Genomic DNA, 22,077 nt, shown 5'->3' on the forward strand with positions numbered 1-22,077 from the left:
TTTATATGTAAACAGAAAAATCTATCGCAGTTCGATAAATTCGGGCTCATACGGCGCAAGCGAAAAACTTCCGGCATAGTCTTTATCAAACAATATACTTTTAGATGCGTGTTTGGGGTCGATAGTCTGCGGCTTACCGGTTAAATTTAAATAAAGTATATGCTTACTGTCAATAAATCTCGCCATAACCCCTTCCGGTACTTCAGGGCCTTGCTTCAATGAAAACGAATCAGTAAGGCTATCAATTAAAGGATCTATTAATGCGGATTTAGCCGGGAGCCCAAGGTATATAGCAGTGCCCTTGCCATATTTGTTTGTAGTTATAACCGGGTAGCTTTTATCTAAACTGGTTATGCTGCCAAGCACTTTTGCACCCTGCGGATGAATGACATCAAAACGGGCTGATTCAGTTTTAATGTTCTTAGAACCGAAACCAACCTCTATATCCTTGTTTTTAAAATTTTTTGGCGAGATCTCGTTAAAATTTTCGGTTTCTTCATACCCGGAAACACGGATACCGAAAACATCGCTTAACAAACCCGGATGAGTTGCAGAAAAAACCTTTCCTGTTTCATTTGTAACCGCGGAGTTGGCCGTCATGATGACAGTGCTGCCGTTATAAATAAACTCCCTGATCTTTCTTGCGGTTACTGTGTCCATAACCGTAACACCCGGGATTACCAATAATTTATAGTTTAGCGGGCTTTTGGTAATTTCAACCACCCGCGTATCTATGTTCTTTCTAAAAAAAACATTAAAGCATTCGGCTAACTGTGCATCGTGCCTTTCGGGAAAGGCGCTGCTTGCTATTTGGCTTGGGAAAGAAAATGCCAAACCCACATCTGCCTTAACTTTATAAGGAAAAAACCTTTCAATTTTCTTAAACTCGGAAGCTATCTGTTTGTATTCGTCATATTTCCGGTTTACTCCGCCGTCCCAGTCCATCATGCCTTCCAGGTATTGCTCTTCACCGCCATGCATACTTTGCCAGGTCCAGCCGCAAACCATCTGGTTGCCGTACATCAAAGTGGCATAAGCTGATTTTCTGATGGAATTTGGAACCGCGGTCATTGTTGTAAATTCCGTACACCAAAATGGATTTGTACTCTCAAACTGAATCCTGGCGATTCCAAATGAGGCATCCATCAATCCGTAATTATTCACCAACGAGTTTCCAGGGTAAAAACCGCAGCCTTCTCGTGTCATTTTTCCTGAATAAGCAATTTGTGAATAATCAAAATAACGCTTATCGCTGTAATACCACGCGTTTGTATTAACGAATGCTTTGGGGGCATTAGTGTTCACTTTATCAATCACCTTCAGCAGAAATTCATTGATCTCATCTGATTCAAACCGGCGAAAATCCAACACTCTTTCCGGCGGCCCGCTGACATTGCCCGATGCCGGTAAGCCAACCTCATCAAACTCATTAATTTTTCGCGACCAACGCTGACCTGCCCATGCAATATTCAATTGCGCTATGGTTTTATATTTCTGTTTCAACCATTCAATAAACCGTAACCGGGCCTGTTCCGAATAAGATATCGGCCCGTCTCCCGACTCGTTATCAATGCCAAAAGCAAGCAAGGCAGGGTGATGACCATACCTCTTTGAAAGCACATCGGTATATCTTACAGCATACTTTTGATATTCAGGGTCGCCAATATCCTCCATATACCGGTGGTTAGGATATAACCTGTTGCCCGAGGCATCGGTGACATTTATGGAAGGAATTTTATGCTGCAACCAGATGGGGGCCGGACGTATGGCGATATCCAAAATTACCTTGATACTGGCTTTATCCATCAAATCCATTACGGTATCGAACCATTTGAAATCAAAGTTCCCTTCAGAAGGTTCGTAGCTATCCCAAGCCAAATGCCCCATTCTTACAACCCTGAAACCGGCGTTCTTCATCAGTTGAATATCACTTTTCCATTTTTCTATATTCTTATCATCATGCGGGTGATAGTTGGTTCCAACAAACAGTTGCTGAGCGTTTAACCGTAAGGTAAATAGCAGCAAAAGCAGAATTGGAATGTATTTCATTCTTCTCATATTATATTAATTTTAGCCACAATATAGCCGGGCATTCATGTTAACTCTTTTTATAACCTCCTATTTGTTGCACATTTCCACCGGGTCAATGTGTGAGTGCTTTAACAGTTATGGTTGCTTCGGATAAACTTGCCGAACTAACGGTAAGCTTAATATCGCCGGCATTATGAGTGCTCCTGATTACCACCATGGCCCGGCCATGCCAGGCTTTGCGCGAATTGCCTATATATGGGTCAGTGTCCTTGACATTCGCATTATCCACTCCGGTTATTACACCAGGCCCTTCAATTTTAAATTGAAGTCGATCTGATGCGTTTGGTTGTAGTACGCCATCCTTATCAGTGATTTCAATTGAAACATAGGATAGGTCCTGCCCATTCGGCAATAGCTGCTTACGGTCGGCAATGAGCCTGACCTTAGCAGCGGAGCCTGAAGTTTGCAGCGTAGTTGATTCAATTTCTTTATCATTTTCAACGCCCACTGCTTTGAGGGTCCCTGGCGTATAGGGTACTGAGAAAGTAGCTTTAAATTCCTGATTTACTGTTGTAGGCTTCTCCTCAAGAAGTTTGTCATTGAAGTAAAGCCTTACTTTGGGATATTTTGAATATACGTCTACGTCTAATTTTCTGCCCTCAAAGCCTGGCCATGTCCAGCTTTCCCAGGTAGGCCATACAGACCACCAGGTTTCTTTGATTTCCAGCGGTTCGGGCTTTGGCTCGCGGACAGCCATGTACAGCTTTTCCTTATCGTTGTACAACATGCTGCGGTAGTGCGAAATCGGTTTTCTCCATCCGGTTAAATCTATATCTCCGCAATACGCACCATGCCATGGAAAAAAATCATTTTCCCAATGTTCTCCTGGCACATCGCCCGAATAATACCATCGGCCAATTCCCGATTCGCCTAAATAATCTATCGCTGTCCATACAAAATCGCCAATAATATAATTGTTGTTTTGTACCAGCTTCCAATTGGCAAAAGCATCTCGCGGGTATGATTCGGTCTGAAAAATAACACGGGAGGGCACCCTTTTATGATCTGCGGGAGCACCTTGAAGTTGGTAATTATAGCCGCAAACATCATGAGCTGCCATAAGCGGATCTAAAGATTCCCAGTCATTGCCCCACTTTACAATTGCCGATGTTACCGGTCGTGTGCTATCTATACCTTTAACAATACCTGCAAGCATTTTAGCGGTCACAACAGCCTCTGGCTTGTTTCTCTCAACCACTTCATTACCTATACTCCACATAAAAATTGAAGGATGGTTCCTATCGCGCAGCACCATTGTTTCCAGGTCGCGTTTCGACCATTTATCAAAATATACAGAATAGTCGTGTTTGTTTTTACCAACTCTCCAGCCATCGAAAGCCTCATCAATAACTAATAAACCTAACCTGTCGCAAGCTTCTAAAAAAGCTTCGGACGGTGGATTATGAGATGTACGCACAGCGTTGAAACCGGCAGCTTTCATTAACTCAACTTTACGTTCCTCGGCCCGGTCAAAAGCAGCGGCACCAAGGCACCCGTTGTCATGATGGACACATCCGCCGCTAATCTTCACAGTTTTACCATTAAGCTGGAAACCTTTTTCCGGCGTAAACTTTATTGAGCGGATGCCCAAAGTGGTCTTTGTCTCATCTATTTTTTTATCACCTTTTAATACCTGGATTTGAGCCTGATATAAATAAGGGGTTTCCGGTGTCCATAATAATGGCTTCGATACTTTTATAATTTGAGTAACCTCTTTTTCGCCGTGTGCCGGTAACTCTACCTTTGTTGTATTATTTCCCGCATCTTTAAAGCTTACGGATAGCAGCCGGGTGTTAACAGCGATGCGCTGCGGAAAGCCGGTTTCGTTTTTTATCGTAGCCTTAACCTGTACCGAAGCCTGCTTTGAAGAGACTTCGGGTGTTGTAATGGCTACTCCCCAATCGGCTAAGTGTAAGGGATTGGTAACGTCAAGCCACACATGGCGGTAGATTCCTGAACCACTATACCATCTGCTGTTTACTTGCTGTGAATTATCCACACGTACGGCTATCACATTCTCTTTGTTAAAATCCAGGTAAGGCGAAAGATCATACCTAAATGACGAATAACCATAAGGCCGGATACCAAGGGATTTACCATTGATAAACACCTCCGAATTCATGTAAACGCCCTCAAAATAAACGAAAATGCTTTTTCCTTTCCATTCAGGAGCTACCTTGAACGTTTTTCTGTACCAGCCAATGCCCGTCGGGAAATAACCGCCCGCACCTCCCGTTGGATTTTTGGGGCTTACGCTCCCTTCAATGCTCCAATCATGCGGCAAGTCAAGGTTACGCCAGGCATTATCATTAAAATCCCGTAACCGTGCCAATGAATCGTCACCCAGGTTAAATTTCCAATTGTAATCAAACAATTGTTTTCGCCCGGAGCCAACCGAAGATTGGGCAAAACTTAGAACACTATAAGCCAAAAGCAAGGTGGCTATTGTTATTCTTTTCATAAAAGTGGTATGCTTAACACAGTTATTTAACTGCAATTTTTGTTTTAAGAATGATATTACGGGATGAATTACCTAACTCAAGAACGTATTCGCCGGCTTCTGTGTTCCAGCCTTTTTTTGCTTCATCATAAAATGCCAGATCTCCAGTTTTAACCTGCATTTCTATCGTCTTTGTTTCGCCGGCCTTTAAAAATATCTTTTTAAATGCTTTGAGCTCTTTTTCAGGGCGCTGTACCGAACAAACCGGGTCATTCACATACAGCTGCACAACTTCGGCACCATTTCTTCCTCCTGTATTTTTGATCGTAAACTTCGCATGGATCGTTTCGTCTTTTTTATAAATTGATTTATCTGTGGAAAGTTTGCTGACAGAAAAATCGGTATAAGAAAGGCCATAACCAAATGGGAACAGCGGCACTATATTTTTTGTATCATACCAACGATAACCAACCAATATTCCCTCCTTATATTCGGCTGTGAGATTATTGCCCGGATAGGTATTTAAATTAAACGCCGGCGAATCATTTAACGAAGCCGGGAAGGTAAATGGAAGCTTACCCGATGGGTTTATAGTCCCTTTTAACACATCGGCGAGCGCATTGCCGGCTTCTGAGCCATTAAACCATGACCAAACAATGGTGTGATTTGATTTTTTGATTTCGTTCAGGTCAAATGGCGCACCAGCCATTACTACAATAATGGTATTGGGATTAACGGCACTTACGGCGTTAACCAAAGCCTGCTCGCCAAAAGGCAGTTCCAGGCTTTTGCGATCATGGGCTTCACTTTCGTATTCACGGTTTGAACCAATACACAAAATGACAACATCACTGCTTTTAGCAAGTGCTATGGCTTCATTAATCAGGTCCTGATCGGGTTTATTATAGTCACCATTTTGTTCAGCAGTTTTACTCGCCTGGTACTTTGCCCTGTAACCCTGTGCAAACCCGATATCGGCGGTTTTACCGAACCTTGACTTTATACCTTCTAATGCGGTAACCTCATGTTTTGCTTTTACACCCGCACCATATCCCCCCAAAGCGAAAGTACGTACGGCATTATCCCCTATAACTGCTATGCGTTTGATCTCACTTGTTTTTAACGGCAATAATTGTTTATCGTTTTTCAACAGAACTATGGATTCTGAGGCGATCTCATACGCCGCCTTAGCGTGCTCCGGGGTTGAGATAGATCCTTTTGGATGGTTGGTACTCATAGATGTATGGTACATGAGCCATAAAATCCTGCCCACTTTATCGTCAATAGTTTTTACTGAAACCTGCCCGGCTTTAACAGCGGCAAGCAATGGTTTAGCCAGATACCATTGATCATAAGGTCCGCTCGAACCCATTTCAATATCAAGGCCATTGTTTGCTGCCGCCACAGTATGATGCGTGCCTGCCCAGTCAGACATAACTACGCCTTTAAAGCCCCAGTCTCCTTTTAAAACTTTGTTTAATAAATACCCATTTTCAGAACACCAATAACCATTTAACTTATTATAAGCCGACATAACGGTATAAGCATTGCCCTGCTGAACGGCAGCTTTAAAAGCAGGGAAATAGATTTCCTGCAAAGCCCTTTCATCAACCATTGTATTTACACTATCGCGGTTAAGCTCCTGATTATTGGCGGCAAAATGTTTAATACAGGCCGCCACATGCTGACTTTGAATCCCTTTTACCGATTGAATGGCCAATTGGCTATTTAAATAGGGGTCTTCTGAGTAATATTCATAAGTACGGCCGCAAATGGGCATCCTACAGATGTTAAACGCAGGCGCAAGCATCACATTTTTTTTACGGGCATTCGCTTCCTCTCCTATTACCACGCCATATTTATTGGCCATTACAGGGTTCCAGGTAGCTGCTATTGCCGAGCCATTGGGTAAAAACGTAGCAGAATCGGTTGTCCAATTGGCCGAAGCCCAGTCAAAGCGTTTTATTTCCTCGCGCACACCTAATGGCCCGTCGTCACAGGTCAATTCAGGGATACCTAAACGCGGCACACCTGCCGAAGAAAATAAAGCGTTGCCGTGCAACATTTCTATTTTCTCTTCAAGTGTCATCTTTTTGATGATACTATTGATCTTTAATTTAAGGGCTGCATCGTTTTTGTTTTGTGCAGATACACTACCAAACAAAAAAAGCGCGATAATACAGGTAATTATATATTTCATAAGCATTATTTCTTTAAATTCTTTGTTTAACATTATTTATCAGCAGCTGTAATTTCAATAGCCGACTGCTTTAACCCCGGCGAAGTTGCCTTTAAAACTATAGTGCCCGGCTGCCCGGTTGACTGGACAATAACCTGGGCATAACCGCTAAAAAGTTTTCGCTTATATTGCTCTGCAGGGTAAACCAATTGGATAAGGCCGGGATCGGTATTAACGCTCGCCCAGATGTTTGCTTTAAGCAAGGGGGTAGCTACAATTGCGATGGTATTGTTGCCGGGGTGCAGTAATGAAGCATCCAGTTTAAATTCGGTGTTCCCATCGCCTGCTTTGATTCCGTGCCCTATTTCCTTACCATTGATGTAGATGTTTTGAACTTTGCCGACATTTTTGCTAAATAAGGTAGCGGTAGCGGTTGCCGTATCAGCAGGCATGGTAAAACCAGCCCGGTAAACTATGGCTTTCACTCTTCGGCCAAATTCATCGTCCCGGGTATCTTTAAAAGCATTTTGCCAGCTGCTATCGTTATAATCCGCTGCAACCTCGGCCTTCGCGTTTAAATCGTCGACAAATTTCTCTTTGAAAGCGCCTATATTAATAAGGTCTATCCGTTCTAAATATTGATCCGCCTCCAGCGATGTTGGATCGCCGTTGCCCACCCCTATGATTTTGCCGGGGCCTGTAATTGAAAAGCTCAGCTCATTTTGGGCGGTTGGCACCCGCAGGTTGTTTTTGTCATCGGCCTGCACTGTAATTATGGCAATATCTTTTTTATCGGCCTTAATCGCTTTGCGGTCCACTGTTAACTTAACCTGATTTGGCATAAGGGTAGTTTTAACAATATCGTTATCGACTTTAATGCCTTTTTTGTAACCTACAGCTTCCAGCGTTCCGGGCTCATATTTTACCTGCCATTCCAGGTGCCCGTTTAGCTCCATAGTTTTTTTACCGAGGCTTTTTTTGTTTAAAAAAAGCTCCACCTCGTCACAATTGCTGTACGCGCACACCCGTATTTCCTGGCCTTCTTTACCTTGCCAGTTCCAGTGCGGCAATAGGTGCACCACTGTCTCGTTCGTCCACCATGATTTTAAATAATAGTAATCGTCCTTTGGAAAACCGCAGGCATCAACCATTCCAAAATATGATCCTACTGAGGGCCATCCAAACGGTGTTGGCTCACCCCTGTAATCAAAACCGGTCCAGATGAACATGCCGGCCAGATATGGGCGCGAGGCATAATGTTTCCAGCCTTGTTCCAGGCTATAAAAAAAGTCGTTTTGTTTTCTGTCATATGCCGCAAGCTGGTGCTTGTCCATATCATCCTCGTAAATCCCCCTCGAGGCAACTGTCGAGCCCTCTTCGGTACCCCAGCTAAATTGATTCGGATATTTTTTATGTTGCTCATCGGTATTTTTGGTAGCAACGTAGTTATAGCCGAGCACATCTATTACCGTTGAGATCCCGGAGCCGATGCCGCCGCTTATAGCCGCGGTGATGTAACGTGTTGAATCAACCGATTTGGCAAAAGCCTGCATAGTGGCTGCTATCCGCGCCCCGGTAATGTTACCTTCAATACCCCATTCTTCATTCCCTATCGACCAACTGATGATGCTGGGATGGTTACGGTCGCGCAGGATCATCCTTTTCAGGTCATTTAGTTGAGTGGATGCCACACCCATTAAGCGGTTTTCATCGATAACCAGCATCCCTAACCTGTCGCACGCGTCAAGTAATTCGGGCGTTGGCGGGTTATGCGAACAGCGATAGGCATTACAGCCCATGCCTTTTAAAGTCCTGATTCTGAAATCCTGTAAAGCATCGGGCATTGCTGCACCAACGCCGGCATGGTCCTGATGATTGTTTGTTCCCTGTATTTTTACGTGTTTGCCATTTAGAAAAAAACCCTCGTTAGCGTCAAACCTTATGGTTCGGATCCCGAAAGTTGTTACGTAACTGTCTATGATACTTCCATTCTCTTCAACTGTAGTAATCAGCTTATGCAAATAGGGTGTTTCTAATGACCAGAGTTTTGGATTGTTAACCGTCAAAATATTTTTAATATCCTGCGATGCGAAAGGCTTCAACGTAAGCCCGGTAGTCGTTTTCGTCGCAAGGGCTTTGCCACTATCATCAATAATTGTTTGAGTTATATTAAAACTTCTTGTTTTTTTGTCGTCATTGTTGATGGTAGCCGTTGCCGTAACATCGGCCACATTGCTTTTTACCGCTGTAGTAACGAACGTTCCATCGGGCACGATGTGAACCTGGTTTGTTTTGTTAAGCCACACATGGCGATAGATGCCCGCGCCTTCATAAAACCAACCTTCTTCCATAGTTACATCCGCACGTACGGCTATAACGTTGTTGCCGCCATAGTTTAAATATTCTGAAATATTATATTCAAAGCGATTATAGCCGCTGGGTTCGGTGCCTAAGTAATGTCCGTTTACCCAAACTATACTATTTCGGAAAACGCCATCAAACGCTATGGATATACGCTTACCAAGGTCGGAAGCCGGTATAGCAAAGGTTTTGCGGTACCAGCCCACGCTTGCCTCGGGGAAGTTACGGCCAATAGCTTTCGATCCGTGACTGAAACTGCCTTTCGGGCTAAATGGCTGTTCAACTGCCCAATCATGCGGAAGGTCGATCTTACGCCAGCCCCTGTCGTCAAATTCTGCCGATGCGGCGCCATCGCCATAACCAGTTTTGGCCAAATAGGAGAACCCGCCGGTCCCGTTATAAAAATCTTTAGAAACATCGTATGCATGCCCCAAAGCAAAGCGCCAGTCATTATCAATAGATAAATGTTCGCGTTTTGAAGCTATTTCAGGGGATTGGGCTATAGTTTTCCCTGTAGCGAACACTAAAATCAAAAAATACAAAAAGTAGGTTGGTTTCATTTTTTTAAACAAGGTTTGGTATAAGACGCTTGCATGGCAATCAGCGGATTTATTATCATTGCAAAAATTGTTACTTGGCCCCTGCTATAAGGGCATTAATTGTGCGTTGATCAAGTACTTTATTATTTCGTCTGTCCAGGGCAATACCTATATCCCAAAAAAATGGCTTAAGGCCGTTGGCTATAGCTTGTTGTGTTGTAAACTTTATCCAATAATCTACAGCATCATTGTGTACCGCCAAATCTTTAGGGGCAGTTCGTCTGTAAGCGCCATATTCTCCCATCACAACAGGGATTCCTTTATCAACGAATTTTGTTTTCATGAGTTGGAATGTGCTCTTAACCTCAGCCTCTTCTCCATAAGTTGGGTTTCTCGCAGAATCCGATAATGAGTGGTGCCCGTTCCCCCAATAATAAAACATGCGGCCCCATGGTTCATCTTTTTCCATAAGGCAAAAATTAAAGGGAGAATAATAATGTACCTCAACCATTAACCGGCCTTTTACCTGATCGGTTGGCAGAGATGTCATAAAATGACTTGTTTTTTCCATGTTAGTAGATGGGCCCTGCAGTATCAATACACGGTAGGCGTTTTTACCACCGGTTGACCTAACCGCGTTAATAAAAGTTTGATGATAGGTAGCAAGTATTGCTGTTGCCGCGGCATCATCTGCAGCCGGCTCATTAGCGCTGGCAAACATCAAATGTTCGTCAAAATCGCGCATTGCTGTTGCAATTTGTTCCCAAAACGCTTTTTGTTTAGCGTTAACAGAATCCTGTTTTGCCGGGGTAATATTATTTTCAAGCCAACCGCCATCCCAGTGAATATTGAGCAACACATACATATCGTTTTTTACACAATATTGTACTACCTGTTTTACGCGGTTTAACCAGGCGTCCTGTATTTTGGCAGTTTTTTTATCTGAATATTGATCCCAGGCGCAAGGGATACGAATAGCATTAAACCCGCTCCGCTTAACCAGTTTGATATAATCTTCTGTAATTAAAGGATTGCCCCAGCCGGTTTCGCCGCCGGGCGCTTCCATTGTGTTGCCGATGTTCCAGCCTAATTTGATGTTTGCTGCCTGTTGCACGGCAGTGTTATCCATTCCCGTTTTATCGGGAGCCTTGGGCGAAATATTGTATGAGGGATAAATTGTTTTGACAACGGCTGTGTCATTTATTATTTTTTTAGGAACATAACAAAAAGCGGCCTTGAGCGGCGAAGCAATCGAAAAAATAGCAGCAGTACACCAAAGTATACGTTTTAACATCATAGTAAATTAAGCAGGTTTGAAAATTGGCTTAAGCAATGCCAAACTTTAATTGCGTTTTACAATAAAGAAACATTGAATTACGCTGCTAATCTAAATGCCGGGGTGCAATCGATTGTTCACAAATGGGGACACAAATGTTAAAACCACATACTGTACTTATTTACAGCATGTTAAAGTAGATTCACACCCAATAATCGGTCATAACTGAAACAGATGTTGTACTAAATTTAACAAAAAGACCCCAAAAGCATCAAGTTAAACCAATAGCAAAATCAGGTAAATCGTTTTAAAAAATAATAAATGCGATTTCGCACACAACTAAAGCTAAACCAGCCCTCTTCTTTGGAAAGGGTTTAGGTGAGGCCATAAGCGGCAAATTTTAAAAGCGATTTCCTTACGGTAAAACCGGCTGAAGGCTTATAAAACGCTATTTGTTCTTGTTGCTGACATACGCAGATGGAAGGCAATTAAATTCGGCCTTAAAGCATCGTACGAAGTACTTTTGGCTTTTAAAGCCTACTTTGTAAGAGATCTGTGATATAGTTAATTGTGAATTCTCAAGCAACTGTGCGGCACGTTTGAGGCGGATGGTACGGATCAGATCTACGGGAGATTTTCCTGTTAAAGCCAACGCTCTTTTGTACAGGGTTACGCGGCTCACAAATAATTCGCTGCTCAATTCCTCTACCGAGAATTCGGCATTGTCAATGTTTTTTTCGATTATTTGTACCGCTTTTTTTATAAACGCTTCATCAAGTGATTCGGTTTCTACTTCAGTTGGGGTAACGTCAAGCTGCTTTTGATAAGTTTTACGCATATCTTGCTGCATGGCCAATATGTTCTTTAATTTAGAAGTCAGAATCTCGAAATTAAAAGGCTTGGTCAGGTAATCATTGGCGCCGGTTTCAAGCCCTTCCAATTGCTGTTCTTCATCTGTAACAGCCGTAAGCAACACAACCGGTATATGTGATGTACGTTTATCGTTTCGTATTTTCCGGCATAAATCAATGCCATTCATTTCCGGCATGCTGATATCGCTGACTACCAGGTTAGGGTGAAGGGCCAGGGTTTTTTGCCATCCTTCCTTTCCATTGGCAGCCTCGATAATGTTGAAAGTATCATTTAAATTGTCTTTCAAATAAAAACGGAAATCCTCATTATCTTCAACCAGTAAAACAGAAAGCTTCTTAATTGAATTGCTGCCTCCCGCCTGCACCCAATCGGGGTTTTCGGATACTGCTGTCCGGGGGAAATCAGGTTCATTTATCGATACTTCTTCCTCTGTCACTAAATCAACAGGTAAAAGTATAGTAAAATAACTGCCCTGGCCGGGTTCACTTTGCACTGATATTTCACCGTTGTGCAGCTTTACAAATTCTTTGGTTATTGACAGCCCTATACCACTACCCTGGTTAACCATAGAGCCCGGCACCTCGTTTTGAAAAAAGCGCTCAAAAATTCTGTCCTGCTTATCTAACGGAATTCCAATACCCGTATCAATAACCTTTATCTCAAGCTGTCGCTCTTCAGGCGCTTTTTCAACCATCGCCAGTAAAACACTTATATGCCCGCCATCAGGTGTAAACTTAAAAGCATTGGAAAGCAGGTTGAAAATGATGCGTTCGATTTTATCGTGGTCAAAGTTGATAATCAGGTTTTGAATTTCCGAATCGAATACCAGCCTGATATGTTTTTTCTCAGCAACATCCGAGAACGAATAAACCATTTCCTTAATAAAATTGATAATATCACCACTCCGTGCATGCAGCCTAAGTTCCTGCACCTCCATTTTCCTGAAATCAAGCAACTGATTTACCATATTTAGTAACCGTTTGGCATTGCGGTTAATTAATTGCAACTGATTTCTCTGCTCTTCGGCCTCGGTTTGCTTTAAAATCTTATCAACAGGCGCCATTATCAATGATAAAGGGGTCCGGAATTCATGGCTTACATTGGTGAAGAACTTAATTTTCATCATATCAAGTTCATGCATACGCCTGGCCTCCTGCCGCTCATTTTCAATTAACAATTTAGCCTCGCGTTTCTCCTTTTCGATTTCAAACTGCCTTCTTATTTTTTGAATTCCGCGCCGGCGCATAAAAAATAGGATCCCAAATAAAAGTAATATATAAATAAAATAAGCTATTGTCGATTTCCAGAACGGGGGCAATACCTTAATTTTTAATGTGATATAATCAGGGTCCCACCGCCCTTCCTGGCTAATCGCCCTTACTTTAAAAGTATAATCGCCCCCATCAAGGTTGGTGTAGGTGGCTTTTCTCGTAGCATTATCGGCATCAATCCAATCCTTATCAAAGCCTTCCAACATATACTGATGTTTTACTTTGTTGGGATTAAAGAAATTAAGTGCGGCAAACTCAATGGTAAACACATTTTCATTGTGTGTCAGCGTCAGCTCGCGGGTAGCCGAAATAGCTTTTGACAATACCACATGTCCGTTAACTTCCTCATTGGCTTTGATACTTTTATTATACAGAAAGAAATCAGTAAAAGTTAGTTTAGGCTTGTTAATATTGGCATGTATGGCTAACGGGTCGAAAATATTGAAACCATGCCCGCCGCCAAATATGAGTTCGCCCTTGCGGGTTTTGAGCCCTGCCTGGTCATTAAATTCCCGGCCCTGCAAACCATCCGTTTCATCAAAATTCTCAAACCTGAAAGCGTAAGCAGCCTTTTGGGCAATAAGCGTTACTCTGCTTAAACCATTAGCAGTGCTCAACCACATCCTTCCTTTATTATCCTCCAATATTTGTAATATGGCATTATCTGGTAACCCGTTTTGCTTCGTTAACGATGTGAACTTATTGGTTTCGGGGTTAAGAATGCTTAATCCGTAGCGTGTAGCTATCCAGATCAAGCCGCGCCCGTCCTGGTTAATGCAGTTGATAGTATTACTAATCAAACTATTTGCATCATCTTTATTTATGCTGTAATGGATAAACCTGCCTGTATTTTTTAAAATCACATCGATACCAAAGTATCCTCCAACCCAAATATTGCCTTTGCGGTCTTCAAACAGAGCAGAAACGTAAAGACACCTGATATCTGTTTGTTTAAAGGGACGGGAAAATTTCTTTTTTTCTCTGTCAAATATCTGGAGCCCGGCTGCAAATGTCCCTATCCATAACGTATGTGATGAATCTTCGAAAATACTCATCACCCGGTTATCGGCAAGGCTCCCGGCTATCTTATCGTCATGTTTATAGTGGGTAAACGTTTGTCCGTCAAAGCAATCCAGGCCGCCAAAATATGTCCCTATCCACAATTTTTGATCATGGTCGACACATAAACTGACAATAATATCATTGCTGAGACTGTTTGCATTTCCTGGTTCATACTTATATTGTTTAAAGCTGCCGGTTTCACGGTTAAAATAAATCAATCCTCCTCCATTTGTACCAATCCAAATGTTCCCATTTTTATCTTCAACAAACTTGTTAGCATCTTCGAAACCCAAACTTTTATGGTCTGAGGCGAAGTGCCTGTACAATGGGAACCGGATAATATTTTTGTGATAATAACTTACTCCTTCTTTAAAGGTGCCTGCCCACATAATACCCGAATCGTCTTTATAAAGGTTGATAACGCTGTTTTGACTTAATGATTTGGCATCATCTTCCCTGTTCAATAAATAGGTAAATGTGAAAGTTTTTTTATCTAACAAATTTATACCGCCATGGTCGGTCGCTATCCATATTAACCCGTCATCAGCCTGGATAATGTTGCTGATGATATAAGATTTTAATTTGAGCCCCGAAGGTTCGTTAGCGATAGGCCTGAACGCCCTGCTTGAGGGACTGTAATAATACGCGTTGGCGTAAAAACCAGGTGTGTAAAACCATAAATCGTTATCCTTATCAACAGTAATGGCGTAATATGCATCTTTACTATTAACAGCTTTATTAAAAATATCTGTGCGGTAGGAAATTTTATTTTGACTGATATCAAACTTTTCAACCATTCCGTTACGGTATACCAACCAAAGGTTGCCGGCAGCATCCTGAGTTATGTCTGAAATGAGATTTGAATATAATGATACGCTTGAACGGTCGTGATAATACCGACGGGTTGTTTTGTTGACTCCATTATACCTGTAAAGACCGGAATCCGGGCACAAAAGCCAAAACTCGCCCTTACCACCGTGAATTATTTTAGATACGTTAGGATATCCAGGAACCTTTAACGAGCTCGTCATTACCGACATATCACTGTCAAACTGCTCCGTTTCCGGATTATAAAAACAATATCCTCCGCGGGTTGACACCCATAATTTTTTGCCGGGTCCTTCAAAAATACCGCTTACAAAATCATCGTTAAGTGACTTTTTATTATTAGCGTCGTGCTTGAATATTTTAAAACTATAGCCGTCATAACGGTTAAGGCCTGACGCGGTCCCAAACCACATAAAACCTTCAGAATCTTTAAAAATGCAGTTAACCTGGTTGTGAGACAAGCCATTGCTTCTGTTGAGCTGCGAAAACTGGTATTTGCCATTTTGCGCAAAAGCAACACGAAACGTCAACAACAATATAAGCACGCTTAGTGATAATTTATATCTCATAGCTTAGGAGTATTCATAAAAATAATCAATAAAAGACAGTGTTTGGTAAATATCGAATTTTAATATGCAAAGCAAGCCTGTTAATGCCTGGTATTAATGCAAAGTTTTGAGATATTCCTTCTTTATATTGGTTGATTCAAACCTACAGTAAGCCGCCATCTAAAAACTTAATTAAAATGGACTTTTTGTTGTAAAAATCCGACTTTACTATATTTGAGATATTCATATGCATTTAGGGATATCAATGCAATTTGCATATTTGTGATTCAGATGATCAAAAGAAATTTAAAACATACTTTCTCGCTCCTCAACGTTGACTATGTGAAGCTCAACTCCAAATGGAATTACAGGAATGTGATCAGTCCTTACTACCGTATTTATTATATAGATGATGGAGAAGGTGAAGTATCAGATGCCGCCAGTTCGTTAAAGCTTGAACCAGGCTATCTATACATCATTCCAAGTTTCACGCTATGTAACTTAGGGTGCAGTGATTATCTGGGCCAGTATTTTGTTCAGTTTTTTGAGGATTCGATAGATGGAAGTTCGCTTTTCGCTAACCACAGGGTTATATTGAGAACAAGGGCCACCGAAATGGATATCAACCTTTTTAACAGACTGCTTGAAATTAACCCGGGTAGAGGAATTAACCGGTCAGACAATCCCAAGGTATATGAAAAAGATATCTACTATAAGGAATATCAGGAACTTAATAATCAACAAAACACTTCCGTGTACCTGGAAACCCAAGGTATCCTGATGATGTTAACCGCAAAATTCCTTAACCCACAATTATTTAAGCATCCAGAACATAAATCTATACCCGTTAAAATTGCAGAAACCTTAAATTATATCCTTGTTAATTTACACATGGATCTAACTGTGAACCTGCTGGCTTCCCGGGCAAATCAAAATGTCGATTATTTTTCAAGGCAGTTTAAGCAGCACACAGGAACCAGGCCGTTGAATTATATAAATGAAAAACGAATTGAACGTGCACAATATTTGATGGCAACAAGCAGAATGGCTTACTCAGAGATTTGCACACAAACCGGGTTTGATAACCTTTCTTATTTTTCCAAAACTTTCAAAAAGCTAACCGGTATGTCGCCCAGCGAATATAAAAAACAGATGTACCAGGTTGGCTTCAATCATTAGTATCCTTATGCTTATCATTGTCGCTTTTTTCACCAATAATGCTGCAAATTGAGAATAGCATGGTCTGAAACAGCCAATGCTTCCATTTTTACAATCCTGTTCCCAAGCTTTCTTTCACTACGCATCCTGACATGGCGTAAACAAACGCTTAATTTCCATTATTTGATAATCCTCAATAAATAAGCTATTTATAGTCAAACCTGAAAGATAATTTGATTTAAGTAGCATCCGATCCTTTTATCAATCTTAACTTCAATTGTAATATTAACCGCTCAAAAGTCGGTTTTGTATAAAAAAAAGTCCCATTAGGTCAACTATTTAAATATTATTTCAAAGAAATTTGATTGATGATCAATTACTGACCGACGTAAACTGAATTGCTCATCAACCAATTATAAATAACGATATATAGAAATTTACTTAAAGGCCTGGCTACTCGTTGCACAGCTGATCCAGACAGGTACTTTTTCAAAACTTCCAAACTCAATTATGAAAAGAAGAACATTAATAAAAGGCATGGCCACGGGGCTCTCGTCTTTGTATTTGTCAAAGGCTTTTGGCAGCAGTTTGCTGCAAACTAATTCAAACGCCGCAATTGCTTCGGGGCCTTTTAAACCCAGTTGGGATTCATTGACTCAGTACCAGGTGCCGGACTGGTTTCGCGACGCAAAGTTTGGGATGTGGGCGCATTGGGGCCCACAATGCCAGCCGGAACGTGGCGACTGGTATGCACGCGGCATGTACCAGGAAGGCAGCGACCAGTATAAATATCATGTTCAAAAATATGGGCATCCTTCCAAATTTGGTTTTAAAGACGTTATTAACGAATGGAAAGCCGAAAATTGGAACCCTGATGAATTGGTTGGCCTATATAAAAAAGCCGGCGCCAAATATTTTATGGCACTGGCCAATCACCATGATAATTTTGACCTTTATGACAGCAAATACCAAAGCTGGAACTCTACTAAACTTGGCCCTAAAAAAGACCTGATAGGCGGCTGGGCCAAAGCAGCTAAAGAGCATGGTTTGCCTTTTGGCGTAACCGTACACGCTTCCCACCCCTGGACCTGGTATGAGGTTGCCCAACGTGCGGATAAAACCGGCCCGTTGGCAGGCGTACCTTATGACGGCAAACTTACCAAAGCTGATGGCGCAGGTAAATGGTGGAACGGCTATGACCCACAGGAATTATATGCACAAAACCATCCTTTAAGTAAGGATAGCTTTGATAACAACAGTATGGGCAGCCATTGGGACTGGGGCAACGGCGCAAGCGTGCCCAGCAAGGCTTATTGTGATAAGTTTCTGAACCGCACCATTGAACTGATAGACAAATACGGCCCAGAACTGATTTATTTTGATGACACAGCCCTGCCCCTTTGGCCGGTAAGCGACGCCGGTTTAAAAATAGCGGCGCATATGTACAATACCAGCATTAAAAAGCATGGAAAACTGCAGGCCGCACTATTTGCTAAAGTATTGAATGAGCAGCAGCGTAAATGCATGATATGGGATATAGAACGTGGCCAAAGTAACCAGATAGAACCTTTACCATGGCAAACCGATACCTGTATTGGCGGCTGGCATTATGACCGGCGGATATTTGATAATAAGGGCTACAAAAGTGCCAAAACAGTGGTACATACCCTGGTTGATATTGTAAGTAAAAACGGTAACCTGCTTTTAAACGTTCCATTACGGGGAGACGGAAGTATCGATAGTGAAGAACGTGCAGTTGTTGAGGGCATAGGTGCCTGGATGCAGGTTAACAGCGAGGCTATTTATGGTACCCGCCCCTGGACTGTATTTGGAGAAGGCCCGGCGACAGATTCGGCTGCCCCCATCAACGCGCAGGGCTTTAATGAAGGCAAAGGCAAACCATTCGGAGCCGAAGATATCAGGTTTACTGTAAAAGGCAAAACCCTTTATGCTGCCATGCTGGGTTGGCCAACCGGGAATGAAGCCATTGTTAAAAAGTTAGCAAAAGGCAATGAAGCAGGCAATGTAAGCAGTGTAAGCTTGCTCGGAAACGGCAAGTTGAGTTTTGAGCAGACTGAGGCCGGTCTTAAAGTAAAATTACCTGAGCAGGCGCCCGGTAAAGATGCGTTTGTTTTAAAAATAGAAGGAGCTGTTTAATTTATATGATGAACCTGAAAACTTGTTACGCCCTGATCACTGCCGTTTCACTGGCAGTTCCCTCTTTGGCGCAAACTTTTAAGCTGGTATCGCCGGATAAAAAAACCGTTGTGGAAATAAACAACACCAGCAACCTGCAATATGCTGTTTCCAGCAATAGTTTAACAATCGTCCACCCGTCATCACTCGGTTTCGAGTTTAAAGATGAACCGGCTCTCGGAACCGGCATGGACGTAACCAGCCATGTGGAGCATTCTGTTAATCAAACGTGGGCGCCAATAGTAAAAGCTAAACACAGCATTGTAACCGACCATTACAATGAATTGGAATTATCACTGGTAGAAAAATCGGCACCAATGCGCCGCATGAACATATGGTTCAGGGCTTATAACGATGGTGTTGCATTTCGCTACCAGTTGTTCGGGGCTGATAAAATCGGCGACCGGCAAATAGTAAAGGAGCTAACCACTTTTAACTTACCGGCAAAAGCAAAAACCTGGGTTGCAGACTATGGCAGTTATACATCTTCACAGGAAACTGAATTTCAACCGAAAAACCTAAACCATATCACAGAAAAAACAATTGCGGGCTTACCTTTGCTGGTAGAATTAGATCAGCATCATTATGCGGCTTTTACTGAAGCCAATATTGATAACTATCCGGGATTTTATATAGGATCCTCAAAAACTGACACTGGTGCTACCGACAAAATCAGCCTGATCACCAAGCTATCGCCCTTGCCCGGTGAAAATGAGAATGGTGTTAAAGTACGCTTCACTAATAATTTGTTTACACCCTGGCGTGTAGTGATGCTGGCAGGTTCGCCTGGTAAATTAATTGAATCAGAACTGATACAAAACCTGAACCCGCCTAACGTATTAAAAGATCCCAGCTGGATCAAACCAGGCATGAGCGCCTGGGATAACTGGTGGAGCGAAGACGTAAAAGTAGACATGCTGACCATTAAAAAGTATATAGACCTGGCCTCGAAAGAGCGTTGGCCTTACATGCTTATTGACTGGCAATGGTATGGGCCATTTAACAAGCCGGAAGCAGATATTACCAAAGTGGCCCCGCAATTAAATATGCCCGAGATTTTAGCCTATGCTAAAGCCAAAAAGGTTAAATGCTGGCTTTGGTTATATAGCTCGGATGTTAACCGGAATGACAATTTTGAAAAAGCGTTTCCGATTTACGAAAAATGGGGCATTGCAGGTATAAAAATTGACTTCATGGACCGCGATGACCAGCAAATGGTGAACTGGTACCGTCGTATCATCCAAACGGCTGCAAAATATCATTTGATGGTTGATTTTCATGGTGCATTTAAACCCGACGGCATCGAGCGGACCTATCCCAACATGGTAACCAGGGAAGGAGTTTTGGGAGAAGAATATTCAAAATTTTCGACCAGGATAACAGCCGGGCATAATACCACACTCCCATTCACACGTATGCTGGCCGGGCCAATGGATTATACTCCCGGCGGATTCCTGAATGTAAAGAAAAGCGATTTCAGAAAGGGAAGCCCTACCCAGGTAATGAACAGCCGATGTGCCGAGCTGGCAAAATTCGTGATCTACGAAAGTCCGTTTATGGTTTATTGCGATGCGCCTGAAAACATTTTGGGCAAGCCCGGAGCCGATTTTTTAACCAATATACCAACCGTTTGGGATGATACGAAGGTGCTTGGCGGTTACCCGGGCCAATATGTCATTATTGCCAAAAGAAGCGGGAAAGACTGGTATATCGGCGCGATGACAAACGATTCTGAAAGAACTGTACAATTGAAAATGGATTTTTTACCGGCGGGTAACTACACGTTATCATCATGGGGCGATGTGTTATCATCTCCTCAAGAACTAACCCGGTCTGAAAAAAAGATATCGGCTAATTCCGTGATCAACGTCCATATGGATACAGCAGGAGGATGGGCAGCTAAAATAACTGCCCAGTAATTAATTGAGAACCTTTAATCCGGCATACAAAAGTTTAATACAATGATCAGATCATGACCAAGAATAAAACTCTTTTCCCATTTATATTAATAACCAGCTTATTCTTTTTATGGGGCTTCGCGCATAACCTCGACCCGATATTGATACCGCACTTAAAGAAGTCGTTTACGCTTACCACAGTGCAGGCTACGCTTGTAGATTCTGCGGTATTTATTGCCTATTTTTTGATGGCTTTACCGGCAGGTTTCATCATGAAAAAATACGGCTACAAAACAGGTATTATCACAGGGCTGCTAATTTTCGCGTTTGGTTCCTATTTATTTATACCGGCGGCTAATACACAGCAGTACACATTTTTCCTTGTAGCTTTGTTTATCATTGCCTGCGGGTTAACCATCTTAGAAACTGCCGCCAATCCATATGCTTCTTCATTAGGAGATCCCGCAACTTCTACACAAAGGCTTAACTTTGCGCAATCATTTAACGGGCTGGCTGCCACCCTCGCACCTATAATTGGCGGACATATTATACTGACAAAAGGTTATACTCCGGCACAATTAAGCGCAATGACAGACCAGGGCCGTAAACTGGCGCTGGCCGCCGAAGCTTCATCAGTAAAAACACCCTATTTTATATTAGGCAGTGTATTGGTGTTTATTGCCATACTTTTTGCGTTTACACGGCTGCCAAGGATCCAACAGCATGAAGGATATACAGCCAGCAAAAACATTTTCCATGCCTTGAAGCACCGTCATTTGGCCTGGGGTGTGGCTGCCCAATTCTTCTATGTTGGCGCGCAAGTTTGTGTATTTAGTTTGTTTATTCTTTATGCGACAAAATCTGCCAGACTTACGGAGGTGCAAACGACCTACTATCTCAGTTTGTGCGGCGCTGCATTTCTAATAGGCAGGTTTATTGGTACTTTCCTGATGAGGTATTATAGCTCGGCTGTTTTACTTGCAGTTTATGCGGGTATCAACATTTTGCTATCCGCAATCGCCATTTTTGGTCACGGCATGATCACGGTTTACACAGTAATTGGGATCTGTTTCTTCATGTCCATTATGTTTCCAACCATTTTCGCGTTGGGTATAAAAGATCTGAAGGCAGATACGGAATTTGGCAGCAGCCTGATCATTATGTCTATCGTTGGTGGTGCTGTATTGCCAAGGATATTCGGTTATATCAGCGATGTAACCGGCAATATTCAAAATGGTTATGTGGTACCGTTGGTATGCTTTGCGGTAGTGGCCCTTTTTGGATTAAAAGGACATCGTGTAAAAGTGGGGCCGGAAAATGTACCGGTTTCAACTATCCTTTAACAATTCTCCATTTT

Annotated in this window: 10 protein-coding genes; 4 read left to right on the plus strand and 6 right to left on the minus strand. The window is 42.3% G+C overall.

The annotated features are described in order from the left end of the window. Positions 1-21: 21 nt before the first annotated feature. From IEX80_RS19335 to IEX80_RS19360, 6 genes are all read right to left on the minus strand, one after another. Positions 22-2,058, minus strand: coding sequence for a beta-galactosidase (locus IEX80_RS19335; RefSeq protein WP_229701684.1), 2,037 nt, complete (start codon positions 2,056-2,058; stop codon positions 22-24). A gap of 85 nt (positions 2,059-2,143) precedes the next feature. Beyond that, entirely contained in the window at positions 2,144-4,552 is a 2,409-nt protein-coding gene (locus tag IEX80_RS19340; RefSeq protein WP_188833832.1) for a glycoside hydrolase family 2 TIM barrel-domain containing protein, read from the minus strand. Between the two features lie 22 nt (positions 4,553-4,574). Beyond that, positions 4,575-6,731 carry a glycoside hydrolase family 3 C-terminal domain-containing protein gene (locus IEX80_RS19345; RefSeq protein WP_188833833.1) on the minus strand — a complete coding sequence of 719 codons (2,157 nt, stop codon included), beginning with the start codon at positions 6,729-6,731 and terminating at the stop codon, positions 4,575-4,577. Positions 6,732-6,763: 32 nt separating this feature from the next. After that, positions 6,764-9,631 carry a beta-galactosidase GalA gene (galA, locus tag IEX80_RS19350; RefSeq protein ID WP_188833834.1) on the minus strand — a complete coding sequence of 956 codons (2,868 nt, stop codon included), beginning with the start codon at positions 9,629-9,631 and terminating at the stop codon, positions 6,764-6,766. Positions 9,632-9,701: 70 nt separating this feature from the next. After that, positions 9,702-10,907, minus strand: a complete 1,206-nt coding sequence (locus IEX80_RS19355; RefSeq protein ID WP_188833835.1) for a glycoside hydrolase family 5 protein — start codon at positions 10,905-10,907, stop codon at positions 9,702-9,704. Positions 10,908-11,334: 427 nt separating this feature from the next. After that, a complete protein-coding gene (locus IEX80_RS19360; protein ID WP_188833836.1) occupies positions 11,335-15,489 on the minus strand; it encodes a hybrid sensor histidine kinase/response regulator transcription factor in 4,155 nt (1,384 codons plus the stop codon). 270 nt (positions 15,490-15,759) lie between these two features. Between IEX80_RS19360 and IEX80_RS19365 the strand changes: the two genes are divergently transcribed. The 4 genes from IEX80_RS19365 to fucP all read left to right on the plus strand — a co-directional run bounded on the left by IEX80_RS19365 (position 15,760) and on the right by fucP (position 22,063). Next, positions 15,760-16,647, plus strand: coding sequence for a helix-turn-helix domain-containing protein (locus IEX80_RS19365; protein ID WP_090533203.1), 888 nt, complete (start codon positions 15,760-15,762; stop codon positions 16,645-16,647). A 489-nt stretch (positions 16,648-17,136) separates the two neighbouring features. Next, positions 17,137-18,783: an alpha-L-fucosidase gene (locus tag IEX80_RS19370; RefSeq protein ID WP_188833837.1), complete on the plus strand. Its 1,647-nt coding sequence runs from the start codon at positions 17,137-17,139 to the stop codon at positions 18,781-18,783. A 5-nt stretch (positions 18,784-18,788) separates the two neighbouring features. After that, entirely contained in the window at positions 18,789-20,741 is a 1,953-nt protein-coding gene (locus IEX80_RS27830; protein ID WP_229701685.1) for a glycoside hydrolase family 97 protein, read from the plus strand. Positions 20,742-20,794: 53 nt separating this feature from the next. After that, positions 20,795-22,063 carry an L-fucose:H+ symporter permease gene (gene fucP / locus IEX80_RS19380; RefSeq protein WP_188833838.1) on the plus strand — a complete coding sequence of 423 codons (1,269 nt, stop codon included), beginning with the start codon at positions 20,795-20,797 and terminating at the stop codon, positions 22,061-22,063. Positions 22,064-22,077 lie beyond the last annotated feature (14 nt).

This window comes from Mucilaginibacter rubeus (assembly GCF_014643835.1).
Lineage (GTDB): Bacteria > Bacteroidota > Bacteroidia > Sphingobacteriales > Sphingobacteriaceae > Mucilaginibacter > Mucilaginibacter rubeus.

Excerpts from the sequence above, each read along its gene's own strand:
- IEX80_RS19335 (WP_229701684.1), bottom strand. The coding sequence starts at position 2,058 with ATGAGAAGAATGAAATACATTCCAATTCTGCTTTTGCTGCTATTTACC.
- IEX80_RS19340 (WP_188833832.1), bottom strand. The coding sequence starts at position 4,552 with ATGAAAAGAATAACAATAGCCACCTTGCTTTTGGCTTATAGTGTTCTA.
- IEX80_RS19345 (WP_188833833.1), bottom strand. The coding sequence starts at position 6,731 with ATGAAATATATAATTACCTGTATTATCGCGCTTTTTTTGTTTGGTAGT.
- galA (WP_188833834.1), bottom strand. The coding sequence starts at position 9,631 with ATGAAACCAACCTACTTTTTGTATTTTTTGATTTTAGTGTTCGCTACA.
- IEX80_RS19355 (WP_188833835.1), bottom strand. The coding sequence starts at position 10,907 with ATGATGTTAAAACGTATACTTTGGTGTACTGCTGCTATTTTTTCGATT.
- IEX80_RS19360 (WP_188833836.1), bottom strand. The coding sequence starts at position 15,489 with ATGAGATATAAATTATCACTAAGCGTGCTTATATTGTTGTTGACGTTT.
- IEX80_RS19365 (WP_090533203.1), top strand. The coding sequence starts at position 15,760 with ATGATCAAAAGAAATTTAAAACATACTTTCTCGCTCCTCAACGTTGAC.
- IEX80_RS19370 (WP_188833837.1), top strand. The coding sequence starts at position 17,137 with ATGAAAAGAAGAACATTAATAAAAGGCATGGCCACGGGGCTCTCGTCT.
- IEX80_RS27830 (WP_229701685.1), top strand. The coding sequence starts at position 18,789 with ATGATGAACCTGAAAACTTGTTACGCCCTGATCACTGCCGTTTCACTG.
- fucP (WP_188833838.1), top strand. The coding sequence starts at position 20,795 with ATGACCAAGAATAAAACTCTTTTCCCATTTATATTAATAACCAGCTTA.